Below are 14,675 nucleotides of genomic sequence, written 5' to 3'. Positions count from 1 at the left end.
CAATAAAAAGTAGGAGAAATCTCCTACTTTTTATTTTTACCATAAAAATCCAGTTTTTCTTAGAATTTTTTTAAAAAATAAGATACAATAAAAATAGGCATAATACCTAAATTTAAAAAAATGGAGAATGTTCACATGAAAAATAAAAAAGCTTTAGCACTAGCTCTAGCTAGTGTAACAATGACGGGTGCTGCTGCTTTAACTACTTACTCAGCAATTACTGCTCCTTCTGTACATGCAGAAGAACTTGTTCGTAAAACAGAATGGATAACTGTTGCTAATGATAGTGCCCGTACTCGTACAACTGTCTATTTTGAAGCAGGAGATCAAAAAATTGACAAGCATAAGTACATAGATAAATATGAATATCAAAGTACTTATGTAGAAGGTGGAGTACGTTACTATGTATTTGTATTAAAGGGAACAAAGCTTGCTGAATTGGAAAATGATCCTAATACAGCGTCAGCGGATTTGAATAAACAAGGTTATAAATCTACTGATAAAGGAAATAGCTGGCGTGAAGTATCGGGTAATCGCTATTTCTACTCAAAAGGAAATCCAGTCAAAGGTTGGGCAATCATTGATAACAAAACATACTACTTCAATAGCGAAGGAGTTATGGCTCGTGGTATCATTGAAAATGAGTCTGAACGCTACTATCTAGATAATCAAGGTGTGAAGAGAACTGGTTTTATCAAAGTAGGTGAAAAGACTTATTACTTTGATGGAAATGGTGTCCGTAAGACAGAAGTTGTAACAGATAATGATAAAACTTACTTTGTAAAAGATGGTGTTGTTACAAACGGAGTTCATAAAGTTGGTACAAAATGGTACTTCTTTACTGCAGATGGTAAAGCGCAATCTGGTATTGTAAAAGATAGTGATGGTAAATGGTATTACATCACTGCAGAAGGTGAGCGTAAGACAGGTCTCATCAAAGGCGCTGGCGACAAGTATTACTATGTCACTGAAGAAGGTGAACGTAAGTTCGGTGAAATCACTGTTGATGGAAAAACATACTTCTTGACAGATGATTCTAATACAAAAGCTGGTTGGAACAAAGTTGATAATCACTGGATTTATGTAAACAAAGAAGGTAAACGTCAAGTTGGATGGCTTAAAGATGGCGGTAAATGGTACTACTTTAATGCTGAAGGTGTGATGCAAAAATGGTGGATCAAAGATGGTAATAAATGGTATTATCTAAATGGTTCAGGTGAAATGCAAACCGGCTGGTTACAAGATGGCGGTACTTGGTATTACCTAAATAGCTCAGGTGCTATGGAAACTGGCTGGGCTAAAGTGGGTGGTACTTGGTACTACCTTAAAGGCTCAGGTGCTATGGTGACAGGTTGGTTCCAAACAGGTGGTAAATGGTACTATGCCTATAGTTCAGGTGCCCTTGCAGTAAGTACTACAATTGATGGCTATTATCTAAATGCCAACGGTGAATGGGTATAAAATGATAAAGAGAGTGGTTTAAACTACTCTCTTTCTTTTGGTTTAAAATATTTTTACACTTTTTATGTTTTTTATTGCACTAATTATAGAAAAGGGATATAATGAAATAAATTCAATAGGTTAACAAGGGAGATTTTTCTTATGAAGAAAACACTTACAGGTATCTTGCTAGCTACATCAGTATTAACTGTAGCTACGATCCAACAAGTACAAGCTACCGACTCAGGAGCAACAACGACTTCTACTACTTCATCATTTAAGGAAATTCATTTTGTGACATTCCAAAATGGTAGACCAGTTGATATCAAAGCAGCGGTTACAGGAACAGCAACATCTGATACAAGTCATCCAGCTATTGATAACTATATGTACACTACTAGCAGGGTAGAAGATGGTATTCTTTACCATATGTATGCTCCAACTAATACTACAGGTAATACAGGCAATACCTCACAAACAAATCCATATCAAAGAGATAATAACCAAACGAATGGTAGTAATGCTAATCAAAACAATGGTAGTGCTACTACTAACAATAGCATAAGTAGTGGTCAGTTCAAAACCGAAGGTGGTAAAATCTATTATATCAAGGACGGTAAAAAAGTTACTGGTTGGCAAAAAATCGATAATAAGACTTACTACTTTGAAGCTGATGGGGCTATGAAGAAAGGTCTATTGACTGCAGGTGATAAGCAATATTATCTAGATGAAAAAGATGGTGTTAAAAAGTTAGGTTTTGTAAAAGTTGCTGATAAGGTTTACTATTTTGTTGAAAATGGTGAAAAGAAAACTGGATTTATCAAAATTGATGATAAAACTTACTATCTAAAAGACGGTGTTCGTTTAACAGGGGATATTACAGTAGATGGGAAACATTACCTCTTAGATGAGGAAGGTGTCCTTAAACCAGGTATTGTTTTAATTGATGGTAAAAAATTCTTCATTGATGATGAGGGAAATCGTCATGTTGGATGGAAGAAAATTGGGCTTGATTGGTATTATTTCTCTAAAGAAGATGGGATGAAGACAGGTTGGGTCAAAGATGGGTCATGGTATTACTTGGATGAAACTGGTGTGATGAAAAATGGTTGGAAGCAAGTTGATGGTACATGGTATTATCTGAACGGTTCAGGTGCCATGCAGACAGGTTGGCAAAAAGTTGATGGTACATGGTATTATCTTGACGGTTCGGGTGCTATGCAGACAGGCTGGAAATTTGTAGATGGTAAGTGGTATTACCTCAACAGTTCAGGTGCTATGCAAACAGGCTGGGTCAACCAAGGTGATACATGGTATTATCTTGCTAACTCAGGCGCTATGAAGACAGGTTGGTACCAAGTTAGCGGTAAATGGTATTACTCATATCCATCAGGTGCTTTGGCTGTGAATACAACCATCGATAGTTACACAGTAAACGCTAATGGTGAGTGGGTGTAGTTTGAATTAGTTTATATCACTAGGAGATTTTTAGCTTAGTTTTTTATAGCAGATACTAAGATAATACTGCAGTTAAATAATTAGTATCTCTAGGTGCTCTTCAATTTGTCAAATGTAAAATCTAATTAGTTAAAAGATATGAAAGAGAAGGATTTTTTGGTTTCTCTTTTGAGGTTGGGATGAATCTGAATTGTCTCGGGTAAATGAAAGAAGTGAACAGGATAATATTTCAGTCCTGTTCACTTTTATGTTATTAGTGATTGTATTGTTTTACAAGAGCTTCTCAAATTCAGAGACAGTCATACCTAACTGCTGGCTGGCAACCTCAGATGACAGTAGCTGTTGACGGACTAGATTTACTAAACCTACTTTTAATCCCTTTTCCATCCCCTCGGCTCGACCACGCTCTAAGCCTTTCTCCTCAGCTTGCTCCAAGGCATAGTCCTGTGCCAACAATGCCTGTTCTTCTCGCATACGTAGTTGACTAAACATCTTCCTGTCCTCCTCAGACCAGCTCTTGTAGTCCAGCAATTGATCTGCTTTGATAATGGCTCGCTGGGGATTCTGGGTAAATGGCTTATTCCCAAAAAACTCCAACCACGGTTTGCGAACCTCATCTTTGCTGGTTTCTCTGTATTTTTTTAATTCCAAGAACTCCATCTTGACTAGATGGTTTTCTTGACCGTTAGTGATGGCTTTACAACAACGCCTCAAACTCAGCGACGCTCATGCCCAATTGCTCACTTGCAACCTCAACGGTTAAAAGATGTTGGCGAACCAGATCTAAAAAAGCAAGCAGTTTTCCACGTTCTAAGCCCTTTTCCTCAGCTTGTTCCAAGGCATAGTCCTGTGCTAACAAGGCTTGTTCTTCACGCATCCGTAGTTGACTAAACATCTTCCTGTCCTCCTCAGACCAGCTCTTGTAGTCCAGCAGTTGATCTGCTTGGCTGATGGCTCGCTCAGGTTGCTGGGTAAAGGGTTTATTCCCGAAAAACTCCAACCACGGCTTACGAACCTTGTCTTTGCTGGTTTCTCTATATTTTTTAAGTTCTTATTTGTGATGCTCTTTCAATAGTTCTTCAAACTCAGAGACAGTCATACCTAACTGCTGACTGGCAACCTCGGAAATCAAAAGACCTTGATGGACTAGATTTAGTAGCATAGACAAACTTCCTTCAACTTTCCCACGCTCTAATCCTTTTTCTTCGGCTTGTTCCAAGGCATAATCCTGAGCCAATAATGCTTGTTCTTCGCGCATACGTAGTTGACTAAACATTTTCCTGTCCTCCTCGGACCAGCTCTTGTAGTCCAGCAGTTGGTCTGCTTGACTGATGGCTCGCTCGGGTTCTTGGGTAAAGGGTTTATTCCCAAAAAACTCCAACCACGGTTTGCGAACGTTGTCTTTGCTGGTTTCTCTGTATTTTTTTAATTCCAAGAACGCCATCTTAACCAAATGGTTTTCTTGTCCATTATTGGTTATGGTTAAAACCTCACCTGTCGTATCCTCTCGCATACTAAAACTGTGAAAGGCTAAATCATCTTGAAAATAATTACTGTCCACGATAGCGATAGCGTATACTGGTGCGATGTGTTTGTAGCTCTGGTGGGTATCACCTTCTCGTTGGCGAATTTTTTCAAGGTTTTGATTGACCTGACTGCATAGGTAAGCCCACAAACGATTAATGAAAAAATTCTGATGATGAACTTGGATTTCGATAATAACCTGCGTGCCATTATCCAACTCCGCCAAGACATCTATACTGGTATAGAAATCCTGCGCTGAATAAGGTATGGAGGGTAATACGTGAATATTACTTCCCTCCAAAATCGTCACATTTTTTGCAGGTAAGTCCAGCATATCGCGGATAAATTGACAAGTGATTTCTGGGTTGCTAAAGATTTTCTTAGCAACCAAGTCATTGGTTGGGCTAATGCCCGGATGACGTAATGCCATATTCTTTCTCCTTTCATTATACCACAGTTTTAAATCTAGGTTTGCTAGATTCACCGCTACTATCTATTTATTCGGAAAAAGAATGAAAAATATTGGGTATGGCTCTTTCCAATGGTATTTTTCCCTGCTTTCCTTTATAATGGGTGTATGGATAAGAAAAAATTATTATTGATTGATGGGTCTTCTGTTGCTTTTCGGGCGTTTTTTGCGCTCTATCAGCAGTTGGACCGTTTTAAGAATGCGGCTGGTTTGCATACCAATGCGATTTATGGCTTCCAGTTGATGTTGAGCCATTTGTTGGAGCGGGTTGAGCCGAGTCATATTTTGGTGGCTTTTGATGCGGGTAAGACGACCTTCCGTACAGAGATGTATGCGGACTATAAGGGTGGTCGAGCTAAGACTCCTGATGAGTTTCGTGAGCAATTTCCCTTCATTCGTGAGTTGTTGGATCATATGGGGATTCGTCACTATGAGTTGGCTCAGTATGAGGCGGATGACATTATTGGGACACTGGATAAGCTAGCAGAGCAGGATGGTTTTGATATTACCATTGTCAGTGGGGACAAGGACTTGATTCAGCTGACGGATGAGCATACGGTGGTTGAGATTTCCAAGAAAGGTGTGGCTGAGTTTGAGGCCTTTACGCCAGATTATCTCATGGAAAAGATGGGCATCACACCGACTCAGTTTATCGACCTCAAGGCGCTTATGGGAGATAAGTCGGATAATATTCCTGGGGTGACCAAAATCGGTGAAAAGACGGGTATCAAGCTCTTGCTGGAGCATGGTTCACTTGAGGGAATTTATGAAAATATTGATGGGATGAAGACTTCTAAGATGAAGGAAAATCTCATCAATGATAAGGAACAGGCCTTTTTGTCGAAAACACTGGCGACCATTGATACCAAGGCACCGGTTGAGATTGGTTTGGAGGATTTGGTCTATAGTGGTCCAGATATTGAAAATCTTGGGAAATTCTACGATGAGATGGGCTTCAAACAGCTTAAGCAGGCTTTAAATGCATCTTCGACTGATGTGTCTGAGAGTTTGGACTTTACTATCGTTGACCAAGTTAGTCAAGATATGCTGAGTGCGGACTCTATCTTCCATTTTGAGCTTTTTGGTGAGAATTACCATACGGATGATTTGATTGGATTTGCCTGGTCTTGTGGAGATAAGCTTTATGCCACAGACAAGCTTGAGCTCTTGCAAGACCCGATTTTCAAGGACTTTTTAGAAAAAACACCTCTGAGAGTTTATGATTTTAAGAAGGCTAAAGTTCTCTTGCATCGTTTGGGTGTGGATTTGCAGGCACCTGCTTTTGACAGCCGTTTGGCTAAATACCTCCTTTCGACTGTGGAGGACAATGAAATTGCTACTATTGCTAGTCTTTATGGTCAGACTTATTTGGTTGATGATGAGACTTTCTATGGTAAGGGAGTCAAGAAGGCCATTCCTGAACGCGAGAAATTCTTGGAGCATTTGGCGCGTAAACTTGCTGTTTTGGTCGAAACAGAGCCTATTTTACTTGAAAAACTCAGCGAAAATGGGCAATTAGAGCTTCTTTATGATATGGAGCAACCTCTGGCTTTTGTCCTTGCCAAGATGGAAATTGCTGGTATTAGGGTCAAGAAAGAGACCTTGCTTGAGATGCAGGCTGAAAATGAGCTTGTCATTGAAAAACTCACTCAGGAGATTTACGAACTGGCTGGTGAGGAGTTTAATATCAACTCGCCTAAGCAGTTGGGCGTGCTTCTCTTTGAAAAATTGGGACTTCCTCTAGAATACACTAAGAAAACCAAGACAGGTTATTCGACTGCAGTGGATGTCTTGGAGCGTTTAGCTCCTATTGCGCCAATTGTTAAGAAAATTCTCGACTACCGTCAGATTTCTAAGATTCAATCCACTTATGTAATTGGCTTGCAGGACTGGATTTTGGCTGATGGCAAGATTCATACTCGATATGTGCAGGATTTGACCCAGACAGGGCGTCTGTCTAGTGTGGATCCCAACTTGCAAAATATTCCTGTGCGTTTGGAGCAGGGCCGTCTCATTCGGAAGGCTTTTGTACCTGAGTGGGAGGATAGTGTCCTGCTTAGTTCGGACTATTCACAGATTGAATTGCGCGTTTTGGCGCATATTTCTAAGGATGAGCACTTGATTAAGGCTTTCCAAGAGGGAGCGGACATCCATACTTCGACAGCTATGAGGGTCTTTGGCATTGAGCGTCCTGAGGATGTGACTGCAAACGACCGTCGCAATGCCAAGGCAGTTAACTTTGGAGTGGTTTATGGGATCTCAGACTTTGGCTTGTCTAATAATTTGGGCATTAGCCGTAAGGAAGCCAAAGCCTACATTGACACTTACTTTGAACGTTTCCCAGGTATTAAAAACTACATGGATGAAGTGGTGCGTGAGGCGCGTGATAAGGGCTATGTGGAAACTCTCTTCAAGCGTCGTCGTGAGTTGCCAGATATTAATTCGCGTAACTTTAATATTCGTGGTTTTGCGGAGCGGACAGCTATCAACTCACCTATCCAGGGTTCAGCAGCAGATATTCTTAAGATTGCCATGATTCAACTAGACAAGGCCTTGGTTGCAGGTGGTTATCAGACTAAGATGCTTCTACAAGTTCACGATGAAATTGTCCTTGAAGTTCCTAAATCTGAATTAGCAGAGATGAAAAAATTAGTCAAACAAACTATGGAAGAAGCTATTCAACTCAGTGTTCCTCTCATCGCAGATGAGAATGAAGGGGCAACCTGGTACGAGGCTAAATAAAAAGGGGGCTAGTCCTCCTTTTTTGTAGTAGAATTATGCAAGCCTTTTCAAAACATGCTATACTGATGAAAAAGGAGGATTTCTATGAGTCAAGAATTTATCAATCCAAGTGATGGCGTGATTCGTCAGTATCTAGCAACGAGTAAAACCCTTGCTGTTGTGGGTTTGTCAGACCGGGAGGAAACAACCAGCAATCGAGTGACCAAGGAAATGCAGGATCGGGGTTATAAAATTATTCCAGTCAATCCCAAGGCGGCAGGTGGCGAAATCTTAGGTGAAAAGGCTTATGCCAGCCTAGCTGAGATTCCTTTTCCTGTAGATATTGTTAATGTTTACCGTCGCAGTGAGTTTTTGCCAGATGTGGCGCGTGATTTTCTCAAGGCTGATGCTAAGATTTTTTGGGCGCAGCTAGGACTTGAAAATCTAGAAGCGGAAGAGATTTTGCGTTCTGGTGGATGCGATGACATTGTGATGAATCGCTGCATCAAGAGAGAACATACTCGCTTGATTAAGGAAGCATAAGAAAAAGGTAGCTGGTGGGCTACCTTTTGTATTAGAAAATGCCGATAAGGGTCTGCATACCAAGACTGGTGAGGATGATGGCAATCCAGCAGATGGCTCCTAGGATAATAGATTTTCCACTGGATTTGACCATAGCGACCAGATTTGTTTTGAGACCGATAGCACTCATGGCCATGATGATGAGAAATTTGGAGAGTTGTTTGAGTGGGGTAAAGAAACTACTGGATACCCCGAGAGAGGTCAGTAGAGTTGTTAGGAGAGATGCAAGGATAAAGTAAAGGATAAAAAGTGGGAATACTTTTTTCAGTTGAAAGCCTTGCTTATTTTTTTGCTCGCGACTTTGCCAGTAGGAGAGAAAGAGAGTGATGGGGATGATAGCCAGTGTCCGCGTAAGTTTGACAATGGTTGCGGATTCGAGGGTATTACTTTGGTAAAGGCTGTCCCAGGCGCTGGCTGTGGCGGTTACAGAGGAAGTATCATTGACCGCAGTCCCTGCAAAGAGGGCGAAGCCGTCATTGGATAGATGAAGCCAGGTACCTAGGGTTGGAAAGATGAGCGCAGCCAAGACATTGAAGAAAAAGATAACGGAAATGGATTGGGCTACTTCCTTTTCCTTAGCATGGATAACGGGCGCTGTCGCAGCAATGGCAGAACCACCACAGATAGAAGAACCTACTCCAACCAAGGTAGCCAGTTTTGTATCCAGGGCAAAGAAGCGCTGGAAGAGGTAGGCAATAATCAGGGCTATTGAAATGGTGGACAGGATGACAGGGAGTGAAGATTGCCCAACTGCGAAGACCTGCGAGATATTGAGACCGAAACCAAGCAAGACAACGGCATACTGGAGCAATTTTTTAGAACTAAAGGTCAACCCCGCATCCAGTTGTTTATAGGATGAGAGAAAGGGATGGAGAAGCATGCCTATGAAAATCGCAAAAACAGGCGCGCCAATCACAGGGAAGAATCCTCCTAAGTACCAAGATACGATAGAAATGAGAAGGCAGGCAAAGATACCTGCTCCATTTTTTGATAGAAATGACATAAGAACCTCCAAATAGAATCTGTTACCATTATAGACCTGTAAAGAGGAAAAGTAAAATAGAAAGTGGAAAGCTATTCTATAATGTATTTTTGCGGTCGGGGGGCTTTTGTAGTATAATAGAGATACGTTTTGAAAGTAGGAGGTATCTATGGACTTAACTAAGCGCTTTAATAAACAGTTAGATAAGATTCAAGTTTCGTTGATTCGTCAGTTTGACCAGGCTATTTCGGAGATTCCTGGGGTCTTGCGTTTGACCTTGGGGGAACCTGATTTTACAACGCCAGATCATGTCAAGGAGGCGGCCAAGCGAGCGATTGACCAGAACCAATCCTACTATACAGGGATGAGTGGTTTGCTGACTCTACGTCAGGCAGCCAGTGACTTTGTTAAGGAAAAATACCAACTGGACTATGCTCCTGAAAATGAAATCTTGGTTACAATTGGGGCGACAGAGGCATTGTCTGCTACTTTGACAGCTATTTTGGAAGAGGGAGACAAGGTGCTCTTGCCAGCTCCTGCTTATCCAGGTTATGAACCGATTGTCAATCTAGTTGGGGCAGAGGTTGTCGAGATTGACACAACTGAAAATGGTTTTGTCTTGACTCCTGAGATGTTGGAGAAGGCCATTTTGGAGCAGGGTGACAAGCTCAAGGCGGTTATCCTCAACTATCCAGCCAATCCGACAGGAATTACCTATAGTCGGGAGCAGTTGGAGGCCTTGGCAGACGTTTTACGCAAGTATGAGATTTTCGTTGTCTGTGATGAGGTCTACTCAGAATTGACCTACACAGGCGAAACCCATGTATCTCTGGGAACTATGTTGAGAGATCAGGCTATTATTATCAATGGTCTATCTAAATCACATGCCATGACAGGTTGGCGTTTGGGACTGATTTTCGCTCCTGCAGCCTTCACAGCCCAGTTAATCAAGAGTCACCAGTATTTGGTTACTGCCGCAAATACCATGGCGCAACATGCTGCGGTAGAAGCATTGACGGCTGGTAAAAACGATGCGGAACCTATGAAGAAGGAATATATCCAGCGTCGGGACTATATTATAGATAAAATGACTGCTCTTGGTTTTGAGATTATCAAACCTGACGGTGCCTTTTATATCTTTGCTAAGATTCCAGCAGGCTACAATCAAGATTCTTTTGCTTTTCTGAAGGATTTTGCTCACAAGAAGGCTGTTGCCTTTATCCCTGGTGCAGCTTTTGGTCAATATGGAGAAGGTTATGTGCGCTTGTCTTATGCAGCTAGCATGGAAACCATCAGAGAAGCTATGAAACGTCTTGAGGAGTACATGAGAGAAGCATGATTCAGTCTATTACGAGTCAGGGGTTGGTGCTCTACAATCGTAACTTTCGTGAGGATGACAAGTTAGTTAAGATTTTTACAGAGCGGGCTGGCAAGCGTATGTTTTTCGTTAAACATGCTGGCCAGTCCAAACTGGCGTCGGTTATTCAGCCTTTAGTGCTGGCACGATTTCTCTTGCGAATCAATGATGACGGACTCAGTTACATTGAGGACTATCACGAGGTGATGACCTTTCCCAAGATTAATAGCGATCTCTTTGTCATGGCCTATGCGACCTATGTGGCGGCTCTTGCAGATGCTAGTTTGCAGGATAATCAGCAGGATGCTCCCTTGTTTGCCTTCTTGAGAAAGACCCTAGAGTTGATGGAAGAGGGCTTAGATTATCAAGTTTTGACCAATATTTTTGAAATTCAAATCTTGACCCGTTTTGGAATTAGCCTTAATTTTCATGAGTGTGTCTTTTGCCATCGGGTCGGTCAGGCTTTTGATTTTTCTTTCAAATATGGAGCCTGCCTCTGTCCAGATCATTATCATGAGGATGAAAGACGTTGCCATCTCAATCCCAATATTCCTTATCTGCTCAATCAATTTCAAGCCATTGATTTTGAGACCTTGGAGACCATTTCGCTTAAGCCTGAAATCAAGCAAGAGCTACGCCAATTTATGGATCAACTCTATGAAGAGTACGTTGGGATTCACCTAAAATCAAAGAAATTTATTGATTCCCTAGCAGACTGGGGACAATTACTAAAAGAGGAAAAGAAATGAAAAAAATCGCAGTAGATGCCATGGGGGGCGATTATGCACCTCAGGCCATCGTTGAGGGGGTCAATCAAGCCCTAGCTGACTTTTCAGATATTGAGGTTCAACTCTACGGAGATGAAAGCAAAATCAAGCAATATCTGACAGCGACAGAGCGCGTCAGCATTATCCATACGGATGAGAAGATTGATTCAGACGATGAACCTACGAGAGCTATTCGGAAGAAGAAAAATGCCAGCATGGTATTGGCGGCCAAGGCTGTCAAAGAAGGAGAAGCAGACGCTGTTCTCTCAGCTGGGAATACAGGTGCTTTGTTGGCGGCAGGATTTTTCATCGTAGGTCGTATCAAGAATATCGACCGTCCTGGGCTTATGTCAACCTTGCCGACTGTAGATGGGAAAGGTTTTGACATGCTGGACCTCGGTGCCAATGCGGAAAATACAGCCCAGCACCTCCATCAATACGCGGTTCTAGGTTCCTTCTATGCAAAAAATGTCCGCGGAATTGCGCAACCACGTGTTGGCTTGCTCAATAACGGAACAGAGAGTAGTAAGGGCGACCCGCTTCGTAAGGAAACTTACGAATTACTAGCAGCTGATGAAAGTTTGAACTTTATCGGAAACGTGGAAGCGCGTGATTTGATGAATAGCGTTGCGGATGTTGTCGTGGCAGATGGTTTCACGGGAAACGCTGTACTCAAATCCATCGAAGGGACAGCCATGGGAATCATGGGCTTGCTCAAGACCGCTATTACAGGTGGAGGTCTGCGAGCGAAACTAGGTGCCCTCCTTCTCAAGGATAGCCTCAGAGGTTTGAAAAAACAGCTCAACTACTCAGATGTTGGTGGAGCAGTCTTGTTTGGTGTCAAGGCACCGGTTGTCAAGACTCATGGCTCAAGCGATGCTAAGGCTGTTTATAGTACAATCCGCCAGATTCGTACCATGCTAGAAACAGACGTAGTTGCCCAGACTGCGCGTGAATTTTCAGGAGAATAAAAGAGATGACAGAAAAAGAAATTTTTGACCGTATTGTGACCATTATCCAAGAGCGACAGGGAGAGGACTTTGTCGTGACAGAATCCTTGAGTCTGAAAGACGACTTGGATGCTGACTCAGTTGACTTGATGGAGTTTATCTTGACACTGGAAGATGAATTTAGTATCGAAATCAGCGATGAGGAAATTGACCAACTCCAAAGTGTAGGAGATGTGGTTAAGATTATTCAAGCAAAATAGAAATCGGAGTTCCAAGGCACTTGCTTTGGAATTTTTTATTTGGTTCAAGTGACCGTTTAGGAACAGATTTAGTCTTTCTAGGGACAGGAGAAATCTGAGGAGAAATAAGGGATATAATAAAATTAGAAAAATCAATCTCCAAAAAGGAGAAAAAAGAAAGGATTTTTATAGAGTTGTATCAATACGGTATTACTCAAAATACAATTCGTAGATATTGGTAATATTGTCTAATTTTTCACAATATTATTGACTTTGACTATGAAAAGTATTAGAATATAGCTAAATAAAGAGGTAAGTCCTCTTATAGCTATTCAATAAAGGAGGAAATGGCTATGAAAAAATCTAAACTACTTACTCTTGGTTTGCTTGCAGGTGCTGGTCTGCTTTTGTCTATCAACCAAGCACAGGCTGCAGATACTTGGGTTAAAAATGGTGCTGACTGGAATCTTTCACAAGATGGTAGTCTCGCTAAGGATAAATGGGTACAAAATGCTGGCTCATGGTATCACTTCGACAGCACTGGTAAAATGCAGACAGGCTGGCTCAAAGACGGCAATACTTGGTATTCTCTAGCAGATAGTGGTGCTATGCGCACTGGCTGGTACAAGGAAGGTAGCACATGGTACTCACTAGCAGATAGTGGTGCCATGCGTACAGGTTGGTATAAAGAAGGATCTACATGGTATTACCTCAAAGACGGTGGCGCTATGGCAACAGGATGGGCGACTGCAAATGGTAAATGGTCTTACTTTGAAAAATCAGGTGCTATGGTCGCAGATAGAGCTGTTCCAGCCAGTGATGGGGAAAGTTATGTCATTGGTAAGGATGGCTATCTAGCAAATAGAAAAGATGCTGGATACAATATTCATGATATTGTCAAACTTGGAGATGGGCAAGAATATTTGCTAAATGCTAAAGGTGACGATGTTATTATTGAAAAAAATGCTTGGTATATCAGACCAGAGTTCAAGAAGTTTTCTAATAAATATGGAGATGAGGTTGCAAATACTACCTTAGCTTTAGTGGATAATAAAGAAGAAGGACAAGAAATTGATCCTAAGGCAGTTGTACAGAACTTCCAAAACTTACCAAATCGCTACTACTTTGATGAAAATGGACATCGTGTGGTTAATATCCCAGCAATGACAACCTATTCAGAGATTAAAAAAGCTGGCAATGATGTCTATTTAGAAAATCCAGGTGCACGACTTCGTCTTGGGGCTACCAGCTTTACAATCAATAACAATAAACTATACTATTTAGAAAATGAGCAAGGTAAGCTCAAAACAGGTTACTTTGTATTAATTGATGATGGTATGGCTACAACCCACTATCACATCTTAGCCTATGCGGGTCAATCTGGTGAAATTCTTAAGATGAAACGCTTACCATCAGGAGTTTCAGATTATCTGGATAAAGAAATCGATGGTTTATACGGTGAAAAAATTAAGATTGAATCTCCACACTCAAACGAATATTATAAAGTGGTCGTGGTTAAATAAAAATAATATCTTCACAACTAATCGTTAACGCTCTAACCAATATACCATTTTCAGGAGGCTTTAGATTTCTTGTATTTTAAAAGGAAGCTAAAGCCTTTTGTAGATGGAGCAGGGGATAGAGTTAGCTATAAAATAATGAAAAGGAGTCTGTCATGGAAATGAAAAATACATTTGTAGAATTGGAACAATTTGAAGAGTTAACCCCAGAGGTATTGAAGGAAGTGAATGGTGGAGGGATTTTTGAAGATGCCGTAAAATGGTGCGATAAGTTATTTAGTACGGGTAGACACTTTGCTTAAATTCACAGTATTCGTTAGAGATTAGATTTATTTATGATTATTTTAGAATTCTTAGTTTCTGTGCTATATATACTGTTAGTAGTCGTTTCAACCATGGTACCTACTATTTATTTGGGTGCTCAAATTTCCCCAGAATTTTATAAAAAACGTTATTGGGTCCTTGTATTTTTAATTAGTTTATCTGCTCGTCAAACATTTGGAGAATTATTCCATATAGGAATCATTCTCTTCTTTTACTGTGTTTTTTTATTAGAATTGCATAAAAGAAAAGGGGAAGCTTTTTTTCTTTCTCTGTATCTTTTTCTCTTCTTTCAGAGTATTCGTTATTTATTTTTGACAATTTGGATTCGTGTATTATCCGGTG

12 protein-coding genes and 2 pseudogenes are annotated in these 14,675 nt (G+C 41.0%); 10 read left to right on the top strand and 4 right to left on the bottom strand.

Going from position 1 to position 14,675, the window contains the following annotated elements:
• Nucleotides 1–135 precede the first annotated feature (135 nt).
• Together FJR77_RS10475 and FJR77_RS07870 are read left to right on the top strand one after the other, a co-directional pair.
• Nucleotides 136–1,461, top strand: a complete 1,326-nt coding sequence (locus FJR77_RS10475) for a nucleoside triphosphate hydrolase (RefSeq protein ID WP_140834177.1) — start codon at nt 136–138, stop codon at nt 1,459–1,461.
• Between the two features lie 141 nt (nt 1,462–1,602).
• Nucleotides 1,603–2,898 (top strand): N-acetylmuramoyl-L-alanine amidase family protein, encoded by a 1,296-nt coding sequence (locus tag FJR77_RS07870; RefSeq protein WP_140834179.1) that lies wholly within the window; start codon nt 1,603–1,605, stop codon nt 2,896–2,898.
• Nucleotides 2,899–3,168: 270 nt separating this feature from the next.
• Here FJR77_RS07870 and FJR77_RS10225 read toward each other — a convergent pair.
• From FJR77_RS10225 to FJR77_RS07850, 3 genes and pseudogenes are all read right to left on the bottom strand, one after another.
• Nucleotides 3,169–3,585: pseudogene (locus tag FJR77_RS10225) on the bottom strand (Rpn family recombination-promoting nuclease/putative transposase); the annotation flags it as partial.
• Nucleotides 3,586–3,595: 10 nt separating this feature from the next.
• Nucleotides 3,596–3,949: pseudogene (locus tag FJR77_RS07855) on the bottom strand (Rpn family recombination-promoting nuclease/putative transposase); the annotation flags it as partial.
• On the bottom strand, nt 3,950–4,852 hold the full coding sequence (locus tag FJR77_RS07850) for an Rpn family recombination-promoting nuclease/putative transposase (RefSeq protein ID WP_140834183.1): 903 nt from the start codon (nt 4,850–4,852) through the stop codon (nt 3,950–3,952).
• 147 nt (nt 4,853–4,999) lie between these two features.
• On the opposite strand from FJR77_RS07850, the gene polA reads away from it, so the two are divergent.
• Nucleotides 5,000–7,633 (top strand): DNA polymerase I, encoded by a 2,634-nt coding sequence (polA, locus tag FJR77_RS07845; RefSeq protein ID WP_140834185.1) that lies wholly within the window; start codon nt 5,000–5,002, stop codon nt 7,631–7,633.
• Nucleotides 7,634–7,717: 84 nt separating this feature from the next.
• Nucleotides 7,718–8,155 (top strand): CoA-binding protein, encoded by a 438-nt coding sequence (locus tag FJR77_RS07840; protein ID WP_140834187.1) that lies wholly within the window; start codon nt 7,718–7,720, stop codon nt 8,153–8,155.
• Nucleotides 8,156–8,186: 31 nt separating this feature from the next.
• On the opposite strand, the gene FJR77_RS07835 is transcribed toward FJR77_RS07840, so the two are convergent.
• On the bottom strand, nt 8,187–9,197 hold the full coding sequence (locus FJR77_RS07835; RefSeq protein WP_140834189.1) for a YeiH family protein: 1,011 nt from the start codon (nt 9,195–9,197) through the stop codon (nt 8,187–8,189).
• Nucleotides 9,198–9,345: 148 nt separating this feature from the next.
• On the opposite strand from FJR77_RS07835, the gene FJR77_RS07830 reads away from it, so the two are divergent.
• The 6 genes from FJR77_RS07830 (at nt 9,346) to FJR77_RS07805 (ending at nt 14,311) form a co-directional block, all read left to right on the top strand.
• A complete protein-coding gene (locus tag FJR77_RS07830; RefSeq protein ID WP_140834191.1) occupies nt 9,346–10,515 on the top strand; it encodes a pyridoxal phosphate-dependent aminotransferase in 1,170 nt (389 codons plus the stop codon).
• On the top strand, nt 10,512–11,282 hold the full coding sequence (gene recO, locus FJR77_RS07825; RefSeq protein WP_140834194.1) for a DNA repair protein RecO: 771 nt from the start codon (nt 10,512–10,514) through the stop codon (nt 11,280–11,282). Before FJR77_RS07830 ends, recO begins: the two co-directional genes overlap by 4 nt.
• Complete coding sequence (gene plsX, locus FJR77_RS07820; protein ID WP_140834196.1) at nt 11,279–12,271, top strand: phosphate acyltransferase PlsX; 993 nt, start codon at nt 11,279–11,281, stop codon at nt 12,269–12,271. The genes recO and plsX overlap by 4 nt, the downstream gene beginning before the upstream one ends.
• A gap of 5 nt (nt 12,272–12,276) precedes the next feature.
• A complete protein-coding gene (locus tag FJR77_RS07815) occupies nt 12,277–12,510 on the top strand; it encodes an acyl carrier protein (RefSeq protein ID WP_000136448.1) in 234 nt (77 codons plus the stop codon).
• Nucleotides 12,511–12,842: 332 nt separating this feature from the next.
• Complete coding sequence (locus FJR77_RS07810; protein WP_140834198.1) at nt 12,843–14,012, top strand: N-acetylmuramoyl-L-alanine amidase family protein; 1,170 nt, start codon at nt 12,843–12,845, stop codon at nt 14,010–14,012.
• Between the two features lie 152 nt (nt 14,013–14,164).
• The gene (locus FJR77_RS07805; protein ID WP_000425305.1) at nt 14,165–14,311 is read left to right on the top strand and encodes a smi_0057.1 family bacteriocin-like peptide; all 147 of its coding nucleotides are present in this window, start codon (nt 14,165–14,167) and stop codon (nt 14,309–14,311) included.
• Nucleotides 14,312–14,675 lie beyond the last annotated feature (364 nt).

The sequence above is a fragment of the Streptococcus shenyangsis genome (assembly GCF_006385785.1).
In the GTDB taxonomy this organism is placed as follows: domain Bacteria; phylum Bacillota; class Bacilli; order Lactobacillales; family Streptococcaceae; genus Streptococcus; species Streptococcus shenyangsis.
This window is presented reverse-complemented; position numbering and strand designations above follow the sequence as displayed.